The organism is Chryseobacterium sp. GM_Chr_2, assembly GCF_026540445.1.
Classification (GTDB): Bacteria; Bacteroidota; Bacteroidia; order Flavobacteriales; family Weeksellaceae; genus Chryseobacterium.
This window is the reverse complement of sequence record NZ_JALNUD010000001.1, coordinates 122551-141690: the sequence shown is the minus strand read 5'-3', so window position 1 is coordinate 141690 and position 19140 is coordinate 122551. Positions and strand designations below refer to the sequence as shown.

The 19140-nt window shown below is 32.8% G+C and carries 20 protein-coding genes; 18 read left to right on the top strand and 2 right to left on the bottom strand.

All coding sequences use genetic code 11. The features are described 5' to 3' along the window. Positions 1–8: 8 nt before the first annotated feature. The 9 genes from OXQ85_RS00695 (at position 9) to OXQ85_RS00655 (ending at position 7950) form a co-directional block, all read left to right on the top strand. A complete protein-coding gene (locus OXQ85_RS00695; protein ID WP_267401704.1) occupies positions 9–791 on the top strand; it encodes a formyltransferase family protein in 783 nt (260 codons plus the stop codon). Then, a complete protein-coding gene (locus OXQ85_RS00690; RefSeq protein ID WP_267401703.1) occupies positions 788–1633 on the top strand; it encodes a polysaccharide deacetylase family protein in 846 nt (281 codons plus the stop codon). Before OXQ85_RS00695 ends, OXQ85_RS00690 begins: the two co-directional genes overlap by 4 nt. Further along, the gene (locus OXQ85_RS00685; protein WP_267401702.1) at positions 1623–2462 is read left to right on the top strand and encodes an NAD(P)-dependent oxidoreductase; all 840 of its coding nucleotides are present in this window, start codon (positions 1623–1625) and stop codon (positions 2460–2462) included. The genes OXQ85_RS00690 and OXQ85_RS00685 overlap by 11 nt, the downstream gene beginning before the upstream one ends. Before the next feature lie 9 nt (positions 2463–2471). Next, positions 2472–3443, top strand: coding sequence for a glycosyltransferase family 4 protein (locus OXQ85_RS00680; protein WP_267401700.1), 972 nt, complete (start codon positions 2472–2474; stop codon positions 3441–3443). 17 nt (positions 3444–3460) lie between these two features. Next, the gene (gene rfbC / locus OXQ85_RS00675) at positions 3461–4006 is read left to right on the top strand and encodes a dTDP-4-dehydrorhamnose 3,5-epimerase (RefSeq protein WP_267401699.1); all 546 of its coding nucleotides are present in this window, start codon (positions 3461–3463) and stop codon (positions 4004–4006) included. Positions 4007–4099: 93 nt separating this feature from the next. Next, a complete protein-coding gene (gene rimO, locus OXQ85_RS00670) occupies positions 4100–5401 on the top strand; it encodes a 30S ribosomal protein S12 methylthiotransferase RimO (protein ID WP_267401698.1) in 1302 nt (433 codons plus the stop codon). A 414-nt stretch (positions 5402–5815) separates the two neighbouring features. Beyond that, a complete protein-coding gene (locus OXQ85_RS00665; protein ID WP_267401697.1) occupies positions 5816–6475 on the top strand; it encodes a hypothetical protein in 660 nt (219 codons plus the stop codon). Positions 6476–6494: 19 nt separating this feature from the next. Further along, entirely contained in the window at positions 6495–7211 is a 717-nt protein-coding gene (locus tag OXQ85_RS00660) for a hypothetical protein (protein WP_267401696.1), read from the top strand. 367 nt (positions 7212–7578) lie between these two features. Continuing rightward, positions 7579–7950, top strand: a complete 372-nt coding sequence (locus tag OXQ85_RS00655; RefSeq protein WP_267401695.1) for a septal ring lytic transglycosylase RlpA family protein — start codon at positions 7579–7581, stop codon at positions 7948–7950. Between the two features lie 56 nt (positions 7951–8006). Here the strand turns inward: OXQ85_RS00655 and OXQ85_RS00650 are convergent, their stop codons facing one another. Together OXQ85_RS00650 and OXQ85_RS00645 are read right to left on the bottom strand one after the other, a co-directional pair. Next, positions 8007–8771 carry an exodeoxyribonuclease III gene (locus OXQ85_RS00650; protein ID WP_267401693.1) on the bottom strand — a complete coding sequence of 255 codons (765 nt, stop codon included), beginning with the start codon at positions 8769–8771 and terminating at the stop codon, positions 8007–8009. 84 nt (positions 8772–8855) lie between these two features. Next, the gene (locus OXQ85_RS00645; RefSeq protein WP_267401691.1) at positions 8856–10400 is read right to left on the bottom strand and encodes a bifunctional response regulator/alkaline phosphatase family protein; all 1545 of its coding nucleotides are present in this window, start codon (positions 10398–10400) and stop codon (positions 8856–8858) included. A 321-nt stretch (positions 10401–10721) separates the two neighbouring features. Here OXQ85_RS00645 and OXQ85_RS00640 point away from each other — a divergent pair, with 321 nt between their 5' ends. The 9 genes from OXQ85_RS00640 to OXQ85_RS00600 all read left to right on the top strand — a co-directional run bounded on the left by OXQ85_RS00640 (position 10722) and on the right by OXQ85_RS00600 (position 19131). After that, positions 10722–11957, top strand: coding sequence for an HD domain-containing protein (locus tag OXQ85_RS00640; protein WP_267401689.1), 1236 nt, complete (start codon positions 10722–10724; stop codon positions 11955–11957). A 62-nt stretch (positions 11958–12019) separates the two neighbouring features. Next, positions 12020–13051: a UDP-3-O-(3-hydroxymyristoyl)glucosamine N-acyltransferase gene (gene lpxD, locus OXQ85_RS00635; RefSeq protein ID WP_267401688.1), complete on the top strand. Its 1032-nt coding sequence runs from the start codon at positions 12020–12022 to the stop codon at positions 13049–13051. Further along, positions 13044–14441 (top strand): bifunctional UDP-3-O-[3-hydroxymyristoyl] N-acetylglucosamine deacetylase/3-hydroxyacyl-ACP dehydratase, encoded by a 1398-nt coding sequence (locus tag OXQ85_RS00630; RefSeq protein WP_267401687.1) that lies wholly within the window; start codon positions 13044–13046, stop codon positions 14439–14441. The genes lpxD and OXQ85_RS00630 overlap by 8 nt, the downstream gene beginning before the upstream one ends. Further along, positions 14442–15236, top strand: a complete 795-nt coding sequence (gene lpxA / locus OXQ85_RS00625; RefSeq protein ID WP_267401685.1) for an acyl-ACP--UDP-N-acetylglucosamine O-acyltransferase — start codon at positions 14442–14444, stop codon at positions 15234–15236. Between the two features lie 25 nt (positions 15237–15261). After that, the gene (locus tag OXQ85_RS00620) at positions 15262–15594 is read left to right on the top strand and encodes a hypothetical protein (RefSeq protein WP_267401684.1); all 333 of its coding nucleotides are present in this window, start codon (positions 15262–15264) and stop codon (positions 15592–15594) included. Between the two features lie 12 nt (positions 15595–15606). Beyond that, positions 15607–16173: an elongation factor P gene (efp, locus tag OXQ85_RS00615; RefSeq protein WP_267401682.1), complete on the top strand. Its 567-nt coding sequence runs from the start codon at positions 15607–15609 to the stop codon at positions 16171–16173. A gap of 217 nt (positions 16174–16390) precedes the next feature. Continuing rightward, positions 16391–17293 carry an LpxD N-terminal domain-containing protein gene (locus OXQ85_RS00610; protein WP_267401680.1) on the top strand — a complete coding sequence of 301 codons (903 nt, stop codon included), beginning with the start codon at positions 16391–16393 and terminating at the stop codon, positions 17291–17293. 381 nt (positions 17294–17674) lie between these two features. After that, a complete protein-coding gene (locus OXQ85_RS00605) occupies positions 17675–18661 on the top strand; it encodes a hypothetical protein (protein ID WP_267401678.1) in 987 nt (328 codons plus the stop codon). After that, positions 18661–19131: a DUF4280 domain-containing protein gene (locus OXQ85_RS00600; protein WP_267401676.1), complete on the top strand. Its 471-nt coding sequence runs from the start codon at positions 18661–18663 to the stop codon at positions 19129–19131. Before OXQ85_RS00605 ends, OXQ85_RS00600 begins: the two co-directional genes overlap by 1 nt. Positions 19132–19140 lie beyond the last annotated feature (9 nt).

The following is a 19140-nucleotide window of genomic DNA, read 5'->3' as shown; positions in this document are numbered from 1 at the left end:
AAGTTTAGATGAAAATAATAATTATAACACAAGAGGATGCTTTTGTTGTTCCAAAAAATATTGAAAAAATTACTCAATTAGATGGAGTAGAGATTTTGAAAGTTGTAGATATTGATTCTGATTATAGTTTAGTAAATAAAAAATCTTATTTTATAAAGGGATTTGGGATTTTGCAGACAATTAAAATGGGACTTAATGTTGTGTCGGCAAAAATTATTAATATCATTGATTTTGCTACTTTTCAAACTTTGAAAATTACACCTAAAAGTTTAAAAGCAGTTTCAAAAAGATATAAGATTGATTTTTTACGAATTAAAAACCCTAATGATAAAGAGTTTTTAAATAGCATAAAATCATTACAACCCGATCTTATAGTTTCATATTCTGCACCTGTCGTGTTTAAAAAAGATTTATTAGAAATTCCTAAACATGGCTGTATTAATTTACATTGTTCATATTTGCCATATTATGCCGGAGTAATGCCTAGCTTTTGGACGCTTTATAAAAAAGAAAAAGAAACAGGAGCAACAGTTCACTACATGGACTCAAAAATTGATAATGGAAAGATTTTGAACCAAAAAAAAATACAAATTTCTGCTAATGAGACTATGTTTTCACTAATTTTAAAAAGTAAAGAAATTGGTGGAAACTTGATGTGTGATACGATACTGAGAATTAAAAATGCAAATATTGAGACAACAGAAAATATAACTGAAAATGGGAATTATTTTACTTGGCCTACAATAGAACAATTTCAAGAATTTACTAAAAACGGAGGAAAATTAATATGAAAAAATATGCTGTTCTTAGTATGGATGTAGAAGATTGGTATCATCTTGATTACTTTAATAAAGATGAATGTAATCAAAATCAATCTACAATGGATGGTTTAGATATTTATTTAGATATTTTAGATCAGTACGATATTAAAACGACATTTTTTATTGTTGGGGAATTAGTTGAAAAATTAAAAGATAAAATAGAAATTATTAAGAGAAAGGGGCATGAAATATGTCTTCATTCCTACGCGCATAAAAGACCACTTCAATTGAGCTTGGAAGATTTTAAAAAGGATACAATTTTAGGTGTTGAATCATTTAAAAACTTTACTAATACTGATGTGAAAGGTTATAGAGCTCCTTGTTTTAGCTTAGATAGAGATAGATTAGATATTTTACGAGAATTAGGATTTGAATTTGATTCTAGTAAAATAAAATTTGATGCTCATGATCTTTACGGAAGAATTAACATTTCTGATTTTCAAGATACAGATACAAATATTTATAAGAAAGCAAATTTTTATGAATTTGAAGCATCAACTGTTGAGTTTTTGAATAAAAACCTTCCCGTTTCAGGGGGCGGATATCTTAGAATTTTCCCATGGTTTTTAACAAAAGGTTTACTGAAAAGATTTTTTAAAACAAACAAACATTACTTTTTTTATATTCATCCATTTGAATTTTCTGAAAATTATAATATAGAAGTACCTGAAAATACTAATTTCAAAACCAAAATTAGATTTAATATGGGAAGAAAAAGTGTTGAAAATAAAATGCATAAACTTATTAAATTGTTAAAACAAAATAATTACGAGTTTGTTACCTTTAATCAAATTATAAAAAATGAGACCTAAACTTTTATTAACAGGTGCAAGTGGTTTTATTGGTTCACAGATTTATAAAGAATTAGAGAATGATTTTGATATTACGGCATTAACAACCTCTTCAGCGAGTTTATTATTTACAAATCTTAATTTATTAGATAGTTTGGCTTGTGAAGAATTTTTTAAGAATAGAAAATTTCATATTATTATTCACGCAGCTGCTATTGCTCATGGCAAAAATAAAGTTAATAATATGTCTGTAGAAAATGCGAATATTTTAATGACTGAAAATATATTTAAATATTTAGATACCTCTGAAAGCAAAGTTATTTTTCTAAGTTCCGTTTCTGTCTATAGTTATAAAAATAATAAGAAAATTATTTCCATTAATGATATTCCAATACCAGTCACGAAATATGGAAAAAGTAAGCTGAAATGTGAAGAAATTATACGTGACCAGAAACCTAAGTATTTTCATATTCTTCGGTTAAGTCCAGTATATACGGAGAAAAATTTACAAGATATTAGCAAAAGAGTTTTTTTACCAATTTTTAAATCGTCTTTTATTACCAAACAAGAAAGATCATATACATTATGTCATATGGACATAGTTACCAAAAAAATCAAAGATCTTATTCAAGACAATAGTAATTCTTTATTAATTGTTAAAGATTCTAAAGATCATGATCAAAAAGATTTACTAGCTTATTTCAAAATAGATAATCCCAATATTATAATTAATCGAAATTTATTGAAACCACTATTATTTTTGCTTAATGTATTTCAGTTTTCTAAAACAATTATTATTAGAGATATGCTTGAAAAATTATTCTTTTCTGTAAAATATACTAACGATTAAATTCACTTTATGAGTATATTAACATTTGGGGCTGTAATTCTAATATTATTAGTTATTGAGGTCATCTATTTCAAGATTGCAGATAAATATAATATCATCGATAAACCCAATCACAGAAGTGCGCACACTCAGATTACACTTCGTGGTGGTGGAGTTATTTTTCCGATTGCTTTTATTGTTTTCTGCTTGTTTAATTTCAATGAAGTTATTGAAAATTACTGGTCATTTGGATTAGGATTACTTGCCATCTGTACTATTAGTTTTATTGATGATGTTAAAACGTTGTCAAACAGAATCAGGCTTTCCATTCATTTGATTTCTGTAGTATTACTGCTCTATTTTACGGGAGCATTTGATCTAATGCCGTTTTGGGCTTGGCCAATTTTATTCATTCTAATTATCGGTACGCTAAATGCCTATAATTTTATGGATGGAATTAATGGTATGACAGGTGTTTACAGTTTAGTAACATTGGGTTCAATATTATATATCAATAAAAATATAATTCCGTTTACAGATGAAAATTTCATCATGTATCCTATTTTGGCATGTATTGTTTTTCTGTTTTTTAATTTCAGAAATAAAGCGAAGTGCTTTGCAGGTGATGTCGGAAGTATGGGAATTGGTTTCTGGGTAATCGGATTGATTACGTTACTGATTATGAGAACTGGTGAGTACAAATTCATCCTATTACTCTCAATCTATGGAATGGAGGTCGTTTTAACAATTATTGAAAGAATATTATTAAAAGAAAATATTTTTGAAGCCCACAGAAGGCATTTATATCAACTATTTGTAAACGAGAAGAAGGTTTCTCATTTAGTAATTAGCTCTGTGTATGCCATTTTTCAATTAATTGTGAATATATTTTTAGTAAATTCGCAACTTCCGATTTGGGCTGTCATTTTAATTATTTTTATTCCGATTGGAGGTCTTTATTTGGGGCTGAAATGGAGTTTGAAAAAGCAATTTAATCTCTAGAAAAAACAAAATAAATTATGAAAATTAAAGAAACTCCACTAAAGGATTGTTATATCATCGAGCCTACTGTTTTTGAAGATGACAGAGGTTATTTTTTCGAAAAATTTAATGAAAAAAAATTCGAAGAGCTTACAGGTATGAACGGTCATTTTGTTCAGGATAATATTTCAAAATCTTCGTATGGTGTTCTTCGCGGGATTCATTTGCAGAAAGGAGAATACGCGCAGGCAAAATTGGTTTCGTGTCTGGAAGGAAAGGTATATGATGTTGCTGTTGATTTAAGAGGAGATTCTCCAACTTTTGGAAAATGGTTCGGAATTGAATTGACTCCAGAAAACAAACTTCAGCTCTATGTTCCGAGAGGTTTTGGTCACGGATTTTCTGTATTAAGCGAAACTGCTATTTTTGCTTACAAATGCGATAACTTTTACAATAAAGAATCTGAAGGTAGTGTAATTTGGAATGATTCTGAATTAAATATCGACTGGAAATTACCATTAGATGTTGTTCAGTTATCAGAAAAAGACCGCGTATTGCCCACATTTTCAGAAAGAAACTTTTAATATAATATTGAAAACTACTTTATTAGAGTGGTTTTTATTTTTTAATTCAAACCTTTCAATATTTTGTATCTTTGCAAACTCAAAATCAAAAAGATGCGCACAAAATCTGTAGGTAAGAAGAAAATTAATGTTGTAACGCTTGGTTGCTCCAAAAATGTTTATGATTCTGAAGTTTTAATGAGTCAGCTGAAGGCTAATGGCAAAGAAGTGGTTCACGAAGACAGAGGAGATATTGTTGTAATCAATACCTGCGGATTTATCGATAACGCGAAGGAAGAATCAATCAATACAATTCTTGATTATGTTGATGCTAAAAACAGAGGTGAAGTAGAGAAAGTATTCGTTACAGGTTGTCTTTCAGAAAGATATAAGCCAGATTTGGTTCGTGAAATTCCTGATGTGGATCAATATTTCGGAACTAGAGATCTTCCGATTTTATTAAAGCATTTGGGTGCTGATTATAAGCATGAATTGGTTGGAGAAAGATTAACGACAACGCCAAAGCATTACGCATATCTTAAAATTTCTGAAGGTTGTGACAGACCTTGTTCATTCTGTGCAATTCCGTTAATGAGAGGAGGTCATGTTTCCACTCCAATTGAAAAATTAGTCCTTGAAGCACAAAAGTTGGCTAAAAAAGGAACCAAAGAATTGATTTTGATTGCTCAGGATCTTACCTATTATGGTTTAGATATTTACAAAAAGCGTGCTCTAGGAGATTTATTAAAGGAATTGGTAAAAGTAGAAGGAATTGAATGGATTCGTCTTCACTATGCTTTTCCAAGCGGTTTTCCAGAAGATGTTTTAGATATTATTCGTGAAGAACCTAAAGTTTGTAATTATATCGATATTCCCCTTCAGCACATCAATTCAGATTTATTGAAATCGATGAAAAGAGGAACAACTCACGAAAAAACAGATGCACTTTTAGGCAAATTCAGAGAAAAAGTTCCTGATATGGCGATTAGAACTACACTTATCGTGGGTTATCCTGGTGAAACTGAAGAAAGATTCCAAGAATTGAAAGATTGGGTAAAAGAGCAGAAGTTTGACAGATTAGGTTGCTTCACTTATTCTCATGAAGAAAATACCGGAGCTTATGTATTAGAAGATGATATTCCACAAGAAGTGAAAGAGGCTAGGGTAGAGGAGATTATGGAGCTTCAGTCTCAGATTTCTTGGGAAAAGAATCAGGAAAAGGTAGGTAATATATATAAATGTATGTTCGACAGAAAAGAAGGGAATTATTTCATTGGTAGAACGGAGTACGATTCGCCGGATGTTGATAATACCGTGTTGGTTTCTGCGAAGAATACCTATATCTCAATTGGTGAATTTGCTGATGTTAAAATTACCTCTGCTGAAGAATTTGATCTATATGGTGAATTGGTTTAGTAAATCTATTTGCTATTTATCATAATTTAAAGATAATCAGGATTATTAAGCTTCTGATTTTAAAATATTAATAAAATTTAATGATTTACAGTTATAACTATTTATAGAGTTAATTAATTGTTTATCAATTGTTTATGTTTTTTAATTTAAAAATTATTTGTTTTTTTTATAATATAATAATGAAATTAAAAAATTAAATCATAAATTTGCAACAAGAATAGTTTTTTATAAATGCTATTTGTTGAGAATTAAATGGTTAAAGAGTGAAGAAATCAGAAGCGGAATGGTTTTTGATTTACTGCATTTAAAATTTGGCGGTTTAGTTTTTAAATTAGGCACAAGTTGGGATCGTAAGATCCTATGATAATAAAAAATTATTGGTGAAAAAAATGTAATTAAAATCTTTAAAAACTTATGAAAAAATTTTTATTTACAGCAACTATGCTTGTTTGTTTCTCAGCGCTGTCTAAGGCGCAGCAAGGACGAGTTGGTATTAATACTACTACTCCGGCAGCTACATTAGATGTTGCTGCTAATACTGCTGACGCTACTAGGCCAGACGCGCTATTAGTCCCTCGTATGACAAGAGCTCAATTAGAAGCTAAGAATGCAGCTTACGTAGATGGTACAGCTGGTACTCCTAGTACTCAAAATGGAGCCTTAGTTTTTGTTACTGGTTTAGGCGGTACAGGAACCGGAAAGACAGTTAATGTGACTGCTACAGGATTCTATTACTATGATGGAACTGTAGGAAATAATGTATGGAAGGGAGTAGGAAGCGGTGCTGCTGCTAACCCGGCTTTAAATGTAGTTAATCAAACTGCTAGTTACACTGCATTAGCAACTGATGATATCATTCTTTATACAACTTCAGCTCCAGCTACTTTGACATTACCAACTACAGGTGTTACTGTTGGTAAGAGAATTTATGTGTCTGTTATAGGTACAGCGGATGTTGCTTTGTCTCCAGCTCCTAGAGAAACAGCTAACGTAAGTTTAATTGCTGGTCAAGGGAATATCCTTATGTATACTGGTAATGCTACAAGTCCTTGGTCAATTATTTCTGGTTATTAATCTAATAAAATTTGTAATGATGAACAATAATAAATTTAAATATCTTTCTGCTGCTATTTTATTGGGTGCTATTAACTTCTCTTTTGGGCAAGTTAGAATTGTAAACTCAGCTACAAACCAAGCAGTAAATAATAGTTCCGCATTTATCGATGCCTCTTCCAATTCTACAACTAATGGTACAACAAATGTTGGTAAAGGTTTAATCTTTCCAAGAACAGATTTAACGACTTTTACTAGTTTCAGTGGAACTCCGGTTGGTATTGGTACCTCTTTTCCTACTCGTTTTGACGGTATGATTGTATATAATACGGCTACAAGTGGAGTTGCTGGTGTTGGTTCTACTTCTGAACCTTTATTTGCAGGATTTTGGTATTATGATAATAAAACGACGACCACAAATGGTGGTACATGGAGACCAATCATTGGTGGAGGTGGTAAAGAAAATATCTTAACTACAGAAACTGTTACTAACAGATTAGTTAACAATGCTCAAATCTACGGTATCAAAGGTACTTTTACTACAACAGGTAACAGTACAGGTGTAACAATTCCTGCTCCAACAGGTATTACTTCAATGTATGGTATTACTATTTATAAAGCGGGAACTAACACAGTATATGGTAGAGAGCTTTATTCTTATGATATTACTAACGGATCAGCTGTTACAGGATCTCCAAGCATGTCTGTAGTATATCCTACAGGAACTTATGATTATGTATTAGAATATTTGAAATAATAATATTTTAAATCAAATAATATAAAAACCAATGAGATTCTCATTGGTTTTTTGTTTTTATACGATTAGAATAAACTTATCTAGAGTTTTAATACTTTATGAAAATTTCTAAAATAGTGATTTGCTTGATAATCAGCTGGTTTTGAAATTTATAAATTTAAATTATGCTTTAATTAGTTAATTTTGTTAACTTTTTAAGCTTTATTTTAACATTTTTTAACAATGTTGCTTAAGCGCCCTATTCATAGGTAGTTACGAATGGAGTTAACATAGAATTGATTTTTTGTTAACATATTTTAACAAATGAAATAGGCTCATTGGAACTTTACTGATACATTTGCCCTGTCAAAACCAATAAAAGTTCAACATGATGAAAAGATTCATTCTCGTAATCATAATGATGATTTCAACCTTTGGTATTTATTCTTTCAAGAATAGTGCCATAGATGCGAAAAAAACAAGTTATGCATCGTACTACCACGATAAGTTTAATGGTAGAAAAACAGCTAGCGGTGAGATTTTCGATAACGGAAAATTTACAGCAGCAAACAGAACGCTTCCGTTTGGTACTAATATTAAAGTAACCAATCTGAACAATGGAAAAGAGGTTATAGTGAAGGTAAATGATAGAGGACCTTTCCATTCATCAAGAGCATTAGATATGTCTAAAGCCGCGTTCGATGAGATCGGAGATATTGACCGAGGTACAATTCCGATCGAATATGAAATTGTCGATTAAAATTTATGATTTTAAATTAAAAAAGCCAACTGACTCAGTTGGCTTTTTGCTTTGTATTAAATGTCTAATTCTACTAAGGCAGGGCAATGGTCAGAATGTACCGCTTCTTTCAAAATAACAGCTCTCGAAAGCTTATCTTTTAAAGTATAACTGGTAAAGTTATAATCTAATCTCCAACCTTTATTTCTTTCGCGAGAATTTTGCCTGTAACTCCACCAAGTATAGTTATCGGGTTCGTTGTTGAAAAATCTAAAAGAATCGATTAATTCACATTCATTAATAAAATCGGTCATCCATTCTCTTTCCATCGGTAAAAAGCCTGAAACATTCTTTAAACCGATCGGATTATGAATATCAATCGCTTCATGACAGATATTAAAATCTCCTGAAATAATTAAATTAGGAATGGTCTTTTTTAATTCTTTAATATAAGCTAGAAAATCGTGGCAAAATTGCATTTTGAAATCCAGCCTTTCGATATTTGAAGCAGAGGGCACATATACTGAAATTGCTGAGAATCCGTCGAAATCCGCACGAATGATTCTCCCTTCATTATCATAGCTTTCTATACCGCAACCATATTCCACATGATTAGGCTTTGTTTTAGACGCAATTCCGACGCCGCTATAACCTTTTCTCTGCGCTGAATGCCAATAACTGTGATAACCTAATTTTTCAAGACTATCGATATCGATCTGGTCGTTTCCGGCTTTGCTCTCCTGAATGCAGATCACATCCGGATCGGCAGTCTTCAGCCAGCCCAAAAAATCTTTTGTAAAAGCGGCTCTTATTCCGTTTACGTTGTAGGTAATTAATCTCATGGTTCAAAAATATAAAAAAACAGCCGGAAAAAACCTTTCGATCTTTTCCGGCTCAACCCAGAATTGAATAAACTATGAAAAAAACTACTTGGGTTCTAAAATACTGAACGGAATAATACACTCTTCAAGTGAAATTCCTCCGTGTTGGTATGTTTCTTTATAATAATTCACAAAGTGATTATAATTTTTAGGATAGGCTAAAAACGTATTATTCTTTGCGAAGATATATTTCGAACTTAAATTTCCTTTAGGTAAAAACAGTTTTTCAGGGTTTGTAACTGCCCAAACATCACGATCGTCATACGTTAAACTTTTACCCGTCTTATAACGAATGTTGGTAGAAGTCTCTCTGTCACCAACAACTTTGCTTGGTTTTTTAACATACACCGTTCCGTGATCGGTTGTAATAATCAATTTGAAACCACTTTCCGCAGCTGTTTTAATGATTTTTAATAAAGATGAATTTTCAAACCAATTTAATGTTAGTGATCTGAAGGTTTTATCATCACGAATCAATTGGTCAACAATATGATTATCTGTTTTTGCGTGAGATAAAATATCGATAAAGTTGTAAACAATCACCAATAGGTCATTATTTTTATGTTGATTGAAATCGTCATAAATCTTTCTTTCAAAATCGGCATTCAAAACTTTTAAATACTTCATTGATTTTGAACTCAAACCAATTCGCTTCATTTGATCTTCTAAGAAATCACGCTCAAATTCGTTTTTATTTCCTTCTTCATTATCATTAAACCATTTATCCGGAAAACGTTTTTCGATTTCCGAAGGCATTAATCCTGCAAAAAAAGAATTTCTTGCATACTGAGTTGCCGTTGGTAAAATGCTGTAATAATAATCCTCAGATGTTTTGTTGTAAAATTTAGTGAATAAAGGCTCAATTACTTTCCACTGATCATAACGAAGATTATCAACCATCAGCAAAAGAACTTTGTCTTTTTCTACTTCAGGTTTTACTTTTTCTTTGAAGAGTGTATGGCTCATGATTGGCTTATCATGCCCTTGCAACCAGGCTTCGTAATTGTTTTCTATAAATTTTGCAAACTGAATATTGGCTTCCTCTTTCTGACTTTGAAGAAGATCGGCAAATTCATTATCCGCTACTTTATCAAATTTAATTTCCCAATTAAGGATTTTCTTATAATATTCTGCCCATTCTTGGTATGTTCTTAAATAAGACAATTCCATAGAAAGGTTTCTGAATTCTTGCTGATATTGTAAAATAGTTTTCTGCTCCACAAGATTATCCTGTTGCAGATTTTTCTTTAATGAAAGTAAAATTTGGTTAGGATTCACAGGTTTCAGGATATAATCGGCAATTTGGGAACCAATTGCTTCTTCCATAATGTGCTCTTCTTCACTTTTCGTTACCATTACAATCTTCAGCGCATTATCTTTATCCTTGATCATAGGAATCGCTTCAAGACCGGAAATTCCGGGCATATTTTCATCAATAAGTGTTAGTGCGAATTTCTCTGAATCCATCAATTCCAAAGCCTCGTTTACATTGTTAACAGGGGTTACCTGATAACCTTTTTTTTCTAAAAATACAATATGAGGTTTTAGTAAATCTATTTCATCATCAATCCATAATATCTTTTCCGACATAATAATTTTTTTTACATGGTTATTGTATCAAAATGTTGACCAATTCTTTCTAAAAACTGCCAAAATACGCTGCTTTATAGTTAAATAATCGTTAAAAACAAATTTATATTATCTTCAACAATTAAAGACTATGAATATATAATTTTTAAAGCTTTAATGAAAGGATTTATAAAGAAAAATTCAATTTAAATTTAGAATTGTTTCAAGTAAAAATAAAATGATACAGAACAGCGAATAGCCGAATTGAAAACTGTTTTAATATTTATTTAATTGAAGTTCCGTTTTAAATTTCCTAACTTTGTTTACTAATCAGACCTTTCAATGCAGAATAAGCTAAAAATTATTAATGATCCTGTTCACGGTTTTATCAGAATTCCACACGAAATTTTATTCGATATTATAGAACATCCCTATTTTCAGAGATTAAGAAGAATCGGGCAAACCGGACTTTTAAATCTGATATTTCCCGGAGCAACGCATACGAGGTTTCATCATGCGCTTGGGGCGATGCATTTGATGGTGACGGCTTTGGATACATTGAAACAGAAAGGCGTTGAAATTTCTTTAGAGGAAGAAAAAGGTGCGATGTTGGCGATTTTAATGCATGATATTGGTCATGGGCCGTTTTCTCATGCACTCGAAAGTATGTTGATGGATGATTGGCATCACGAAAATCTTTCGCTATTATTAATGAACAGGTTAAATGTGGAATTTGATGGTCAGCTTTCTGTTGCGATTGAAATGTTTCAGGGGAAATATCATAGAAAATTTTTTAATCAGTTAATTTCTTCCCAGCTAGATGTAGATAGGCTTGATTATTTAAAGCGTGATAGCTTTTTTACAGGAGTTTCTGAAGGAAATATTAATACCCAGCGAATTATTTCCATGATGAATGTGTGTGAAGAAGGAGAATTGGTGATCGATGCTAAAGGAGTCTATTCCATAGAAAACTTCCTTACCGCCAGAATGTTCATGTATTGGCAGGTTTATTATCACAAAACATCGGCATTGGCGGAATTTATTTTGGTGAAAATTTTAGAAAGAGCTAAATATCTCGTTTCTCAAGGTTTTGAACTTCCGGCTTCTGATAATTTAAACTATTTTTTGTATCGTGGAAAAGCCGCTGCATCTGATGAAGATGTAGAAAGATTCACTCAGTTGGATGATAATGATATTATTCAGGCGATGAAATTCTGGCAAAATTCTGATGATTATGTCTTGGCTTATTGGTGTAAATGTGTGATTCAGCGAAATTTACCAAAAACAATTATTTCATCACATCCGTTTGATGAAAAATTTATTGAAGAAAAAATAAAAAAGGGGAACGAAATTTTAGAAATCGATAATGCAAATGAATTGGTTCATGAAATTAAAAGAAAACTTCTTCCTTACGATACTGAAAAACAACCGATTTATTTATTGCAGAAAAACGGAACAAAATTAAGACTTGATGAATCGGAAGATCAGCTTTTATCAGGCTTGATTGTGAATAAAACAACAAGATATATCTTAACATTTCCAAGGGAAAACGCGAACGGAAATCTTAAAGTATATTAAAATTGATATTCCTAAAATTAAAAAATGTTTGCGAATTATAGAATTTCTTATCTTTGCAGAATATGGAATTTACAGCTTCGCAAATTGCAAGTTTTATTGACGGAAAAATAATAGGCGACGAAAATGCGCTTATTAAAGGGGTTTCACCAATTGAAGGTGGGGAATCTGGGCATCTTTCTTTTATAGCACAAGATAGATTTTCCCATTTTTTAGATACCTCAAACTGCTCCGTTCTTATTGTTTCTGAAAACCTTTTAACAAAAGACACTTATAATCCAACCATAATTGCAGTAAAAGATGCTTATCTTTCTTTTCAGATCCTGATGAATTTATATCAGGAAATGCAGGGAAGAAAAGATGGCATTGAAGACGGATCATCTATTCACGAAAGTGCAAATATCGGTGAAAATGTGTATATTGGAGCGTTTACTTACGTTTCTGAGAAAGCAAAAATTGGAGACGGTACACAAATTTATCCTCAGGTATATATAGGTAAAGGCGTAAAAATTGGTAAAAACTGTAAAATCGACAGTGGTGCCAGAATTTACGACTACTGTATTATCGGAGATAATTGTGTGATCCATTCCAATACCGTGATCGGTGGCGATGGTTTTGGTTTCCAGCCAACAGCAGAAGGCTTCAAAAAGATACCTCAGCTTGGTAATGTTATCATTGAAGATGATGTGGAAATCGGATCTAATTGTAGCATCGACAGAGCAACTATTGGTTCTACCATGATTGGAAAAGGAACTAAAATCGATAATTTGATCCAGATTGCTCACAATGTGAAAATCGGACAGAATAATGTAATTGCAGCACAAGCAGGAATTGCAGGTTCTACGGTTATCGGTGACTGGAACCAGATTGGAGGCCAAGTAGGTGTTGTAGGACACATTAAAATTGGAAATCAGGTGAAAATTCAGGCTCAGAGTGGCGTGAATTCTAGCGTTAATGATAAAGAAACTTTGTACGGTTCGCCGGCAATTAGCTATAACGACTATCTGAGAAGCTATGTGCATTTCAGAAATCTTCCTGACGTTGTAAAAAGAATAAATAATCTTGAGAATACCTCAAAAGATAATACTAATGAGTGATATGCAAAAAACACTTCAGCAAGAGGTTACTCTTTCTGGAATTGGCCTTCATACGGGTAAAGAAGTAAAACTAACCATTAAACCTGCTAAAGAAAATACAGGTTTTATATTTGTAAGAACAGACCTTGAAGGGCATCCTCAGGTTGAGGCAGATGTGAATTATGTTGTGGCAACCGAAAGAGGAACAACATTAGAAAAATTAGGCGTAAAAATTACTACTTGCGAACATCTTTTAGCCGCTTTGGTGGGCTGTGACGTTGATAACGCAATTTTGGAAATGGATGCTTCTGAACCTCCTATTTTAGACGGATCTTCAAAATTCTTTGTTGAAGCTATCGAAAGCGTTGGAGTTGTAGATCAAAATGTAGCCAGAGAATATCTTGTGGTGAAAGAAGTTCTTACGTACAGCGATCCGGCAACTGGTTCAGAGATTACCATCATTCCTTCAGATACTTACGAAGTAACGACTATGGTAGATTTTGGGACTAAAGTTTTAGGAACTCAAAATGCCACGTTAAAAAATATATCAGAATTTAAAGATGAAATTTCATCTGCAAGAACGTTCAGTTTCTTACATGAGTTGGAAATGCTTTTGGATCATGGTTTGATCAAAGGTGGAGATATTTCCAACGCGATTGTATATGTAGATAAAGATCTTACTCCTGATACAACAGAAAAATTAAAGAAAGCCTTCGGAAAAGACAATGTGTCTATCAGACCAAACGGAATTCTTGATAATTTAAATTTAAACTATCCAAACGAAGCTGCAAGACATAAATTGCTTGATGTAATTGGTGATTTAGCTTTGGCTGGTGTGAAAATAAAAGGTAAGGTAATTGCCAACAAACCAGGACATTTCGTTAATACTCAATTTGCTAAAAAGCTGAACCGTCAGTGGAAATTGCAGAAAAAGAAAAACGTTCCTGATTTTGATTTAACTAAAGAACCTGTTTTCGATATCAACGGAATTATGAAGCTTATGCCTCACAGACCACCGTTTTTATTAATTGATAAAATTCTTGAACTTTCAGATTCTCACGTGGTAGGTTTGAAAAATGTGACAATGAACGAACCTTTCTTCGTTGGACATTTCCCTAAAGAGCCTGTAATGCCGGGAGTTTTACAAGTAGAAGCTTTAGCACAGACAGGGGGAATTTTGGTATTGGCAAGCGTTCCGGATCCTGAAAACTATTCTACGTATTTCATTAAAATTGATAAAGTGAAATTCAAGAGAAAAGTAGTTCCTGGAGATACTATTATTTTCAAAATTGAACTTATAGAGCCTATCAGAAGAGGTATTGTTCACATGCAAGGATACGGATATGTAGGAGATGCTGTGGCAGTAGAAGCAGAGCTAATGGCTCAAGTTGCAAAAAATAAAATTGATTAAATGATTCATCAATTAGCAGCCGTTGATAAACGTGCGAAAATCAGCAAAAATGTTGTAGTAGAACCATTTACTACCATTGCGGCAGATGTTGAAATAGGAGAAGGAACTTGGATTGGTTCTAACGTTACCATTATGGATGGAGCCAGAATCGGGAAAAATTGTAAGATTTTTCCGGGAACTGTTATTTCTGCGATTCCTCAGGATCTTAAGTTTGACGGTGAAGACACACAGACAATCATTGGTGATAATACGACATTGAGAGAATGTGTTACCGTAAATAAAGGGACGAAAGCACTGGGATATACCAAAGTAGGAGATAACTGTTTAATAATGGCCACTTCTCACGTCGCTCACGATTGCATTATAGGAAATAATGTAATTATTGCTAACGGATGCGGGATTGCCGGACATGTAGAAATAGGAGATTTTACCGTAATGGGAGGTTTATCTGCCGTTCAGCAGTTCGGGAAAATTGGTAAACATACCATGATTTCCGGAGGATCGTTGATCAGAAAAGATATTCCGCCTTATATTAAAGTAGGAAGAGAGCCTATATCTTATGCAGGAATCAATTCTGTAGGATTAAGGAGAAGAGGATTTTCTAACGAGAAAATTTTTGAAATCCAGAAAATCTACAGATCTATTTTCCAGATGAAGATGAATGTTACACAGGCATTGCTTTACATAGAAAAAGAAATGCTTCCAACGGCTGAAAGAGATGAAATTCTTCAGTTTATTCAAAATTCACCAAGAGGTATCGTAAAAGGATACGGAACCGGTAAGGAAAGAGAATAATTTTAACTAAATATAAAACACACAAATGAAAAATTTAATCTTATTTATAACGCTTTCTGCGATGTCTTCATTATATGGACAGCAAACGGAAGGATTAAAAATTGAAAAAGCCAGCAAAATGTCGATGGAACGAAAAATTACCGTGAAGTCCAATGACAGTATTGCTAAAAGTAATTTAAATGACATGCTGAGACAGAAAAGTATTGGAAATTCAATTTTAGGAACGGCCAATCCACACACTTCTGAGATTCAGCTGAATGTAGATAAATTACAATATAAAGCCAGCTCGTTTAATAATAATGCGGACTGGATGATAACTCCTCAGGATAGAGGAATACAAATACATAAAAGCAAATAATATATAAAATTAATGGCAACAAGTAACGATATCAGAAAAGGGCTTTGTATTGAATACAGCAATGATATTTTCAAAGTAATCGAGTTTCTTCACGTAAAACCAGGTAAAGGGCCTGCTTTCGTAAGAACAAAATTAAAATCAGTAACCAACGGAAAAGTTATTGATAACACTTTTTCTGCAGGTCATAAAATCGAGGAAGTAAAAGTGATCACCAGAAAGTTCCAGTATCTTTATGATGATGAGAACGGATTCCACTTCATGAATAATGATGACTTCTCTCAATTATATTTAAATAAAGAAATGATTGAAAACTCAAACCTAATGAAAGCTGGTGAAGAGGTAACGATCATTTTGAAAGAAGCTGACGAAACTCCGCTTTCTGCAGAATTGCCACAGTCTGTTTATCTTGAAGTTGTAGAAGCTGATCCGGGTGTAAAAGGGAACACTGCAACCAATGCTCTTAAGAACGCAATCGTTGAAACGGGAGCAAGAGTAATGGTTCCTTTGTTCATCGAGCCGGGAGACAAAATTAAAGTGAGCACTGAAGACGGTTCTTACTTAGAAAGAGTAAAAGAATAATTATTCAAAAAAATTATAGAAAGCTGGAAGCATCATAACTTTCAGCTTTTATTTTTTAGGGCAGCTATTTCCATCCTCCGTTCCCGCTTTTTTGTTTCGGCTTTTCAGCCAAAACAAAAAGAGCTTCACTCAGGCTGGGCTGCAAATGTAAACCGCAAAAAACTTTGTCAAAGTTCGAAACTTTGACAAAGTTGATAACCAAACATCATTTAAAGACATGACGTTTCATCAACCACAGAAATTAAAAACGATAGCTGAAATTATCGGCGCAAAATTCGTAGGTTCAGAAGAATTTGAAGTATTGGGAACCAACGAAATTCATAGGGTAAGACCAGGTGATATTGTTTTCGTTAATCATCCGAAATATTACGATAAAGCACTAAATTCTGCGGCAACTATTATCTTGATCGATAAAGAAGTGGAGTGCCCGGAAGGTAAAGCATTGTTGGTTTCAGACGATCCTTTTAGAGATTTCAATAAGATCAATACACACTTTACGAGAATTTATAATTTCACGGAAGAACTACATGATGTAGAAATTGGCGAAGGCACAAAAATCCATAGTACAGCAGTTATTGGAAACAATGTTGTAATCGGAAAAAATACGCTTATTTTCCCAAATGTTGTGATTGGTGACAGAACGGTGATTGGAGACAATGTAGTAATCCAGTCAAACACCGTTTTGGGTGGCGACGCGTTTTATTATCGTAAGCTCAACGGAAATTTCGACCGTTTAATTTCTGTCGGAAATGTGGTGATCGAAAATAATGTGGAAATCGGAAACGGATGTACCATCGATCGAGGCGTTACAGACTCCACGATCATTGGGGAAGGTTCTGTGCTAGATAATCAAATCCAGATCGGGCATGATACCATTATTGGTAAAAAATGTTTGATTGCTTCTCAAGTGGGAGTTGCGGGATGTTGTATCATTGGCGACGAAGTTACACTTTGGGGACAAGTAGGTATCGCTTCCGGAAATAAGATCGAAAGTGGTTCTGTTCTTTTAGGTAAAACCGGAGTCAACAGAGATCTTGAAAAAGGCACTTATATCGGTATGTTTGCCGAGGATTACAAAACCTATCTGAAAAAAGAAGTGAAGCTGAGAAATTTAAAATAATCAAGACATAAGATTAAAAAAAAATCCGTCAGTTCGAGTGTTTTTCGTAATGGAATGGAGAAAAACGTATCGAGAACTTTTTTCAAATAATGATAATTTCTCGATACGATTTTTTCAAAATCTACTCGAAATGACGTTGTGCCATTTATGCAATGAATACTTCTAATCTCAGTTTAAAAATACAAAGTACAACAGAAATGTTGTACTTTTTTATTGCACGAAATATTTTTCACTAAGTTGAGATGTTGTGTCAATTATTTTTGTAATTTTAGACATCAAACACAATTTAATTTAGATGAAAAAACATAACTTACACGGCCTTCGCCTTCTCTCTTATTTTCCGACATTTTCTATAATTTACCTTCAAATACATTTTTAGCCATGAGCATTTATGTGATCACTCATTTTGTGAAAAAAGGTGAAACTTTGGAAGAAATTGCGGCTTTATATGATATTCCGGATGTGAAAATGTTGTTTTCTTTCCATCATCTTCATGTTCCTAAAGATAAAAACCATTTAGGAAAAGGTTTGTATGAAGGTCAGGAGATTTTCATTCCGAATAAAGACGATATTGCAAGAATGATTGCAAAACGTAATGAAAGAAGACAGGAAAATGTAGACCGTAAATTTCATAAACTCCGCAACAGAATCTTCAATTTTCCTTGTCGAGCAATGATTTGCAGTTATTTGGTGACGATTCATGAAAAAGATTCGGAAAATATATATAAACAGACTTTAACTGTAGAGCATTTTAATAAAAATGAAGATGAATTGCATCCGCTAAGAATTCATCAGTCTGAAATTACATGTAATGATAAGCTGCCTAGTTTTTCTGTTGAAATTATGTCTTCAGAATTAAATAAAACTATTTTTCCTTTAGAAATTTATGTGAATAAGAAGGGATTAGTTGAAAAAATTAATCAAATATATACTTTAAGGAAAAAATGGAAACAGCGTAAACCAGATTTACAAGAACTTTTTGAAGGTGAAATAGGAGGTAAGTTAATAGAACAGGTGGGTTATAAAATTTGTAATTCTGATATTTTGAGCGATTACCTCAATTCTAATATTCTTTGGGCGCTATTGTTACGCGGTAGAATGGGGAATTACGAAGACGGAATCTGTAAAAAATACATAAAACTGCTGAATGAATTATGTATTGTAAAAAATGTGATTCTGAAACATGAAGATGTCAACAGCAAATATTATTACATTTCTCAGGATATTAGAAAAAAAGATAATTCTGATTTTCAGATGAATGTAAAATATAAGCAGGATATAGAATATGGAATGCTGGAAGAAGCAGAAGTTGATCTTCATAACAGAACTGAAATTATAAACATAACCATTAAAAAAACACAAATCTGATGGCAACAAAATATCGTGTATGTCAGGGTGCAACTTGTATGTGCAAGTTTGGTACTGCTCCTGATAAGTTGAAAGTAAAAACACAGAATAAACATTACATCAACGACAAAGATTGTAAAACCAAACTCGCCGCCACGAATAAAGAACTTGGAGCAACCTTTGAGAAAAACAGTTTCGGAAGCTGTTCTAAAATGAATAACAATCCTTGTCAGGCCACAGTTACCGAATGGAGCAGTTATTACGAAAATATCATCATTGAAATGAATAAAGGGAAATCTTTGCTGGAAGATAGTAAAGCGACTTGCCCTGTAGGAGGAAAAGACTGCATCAGCATTATAAAGCATGGGCAGAGCATTGAGCTCAGTCAACAGAATCTTGAAAATACAAGTTCATTGAAGGTGCATTTGTTTAATCCCTTTATGGATATTGATGAGCTGTTGGATGAACTGGACGGTTTAGATGCTTATTAACCCCAAAAA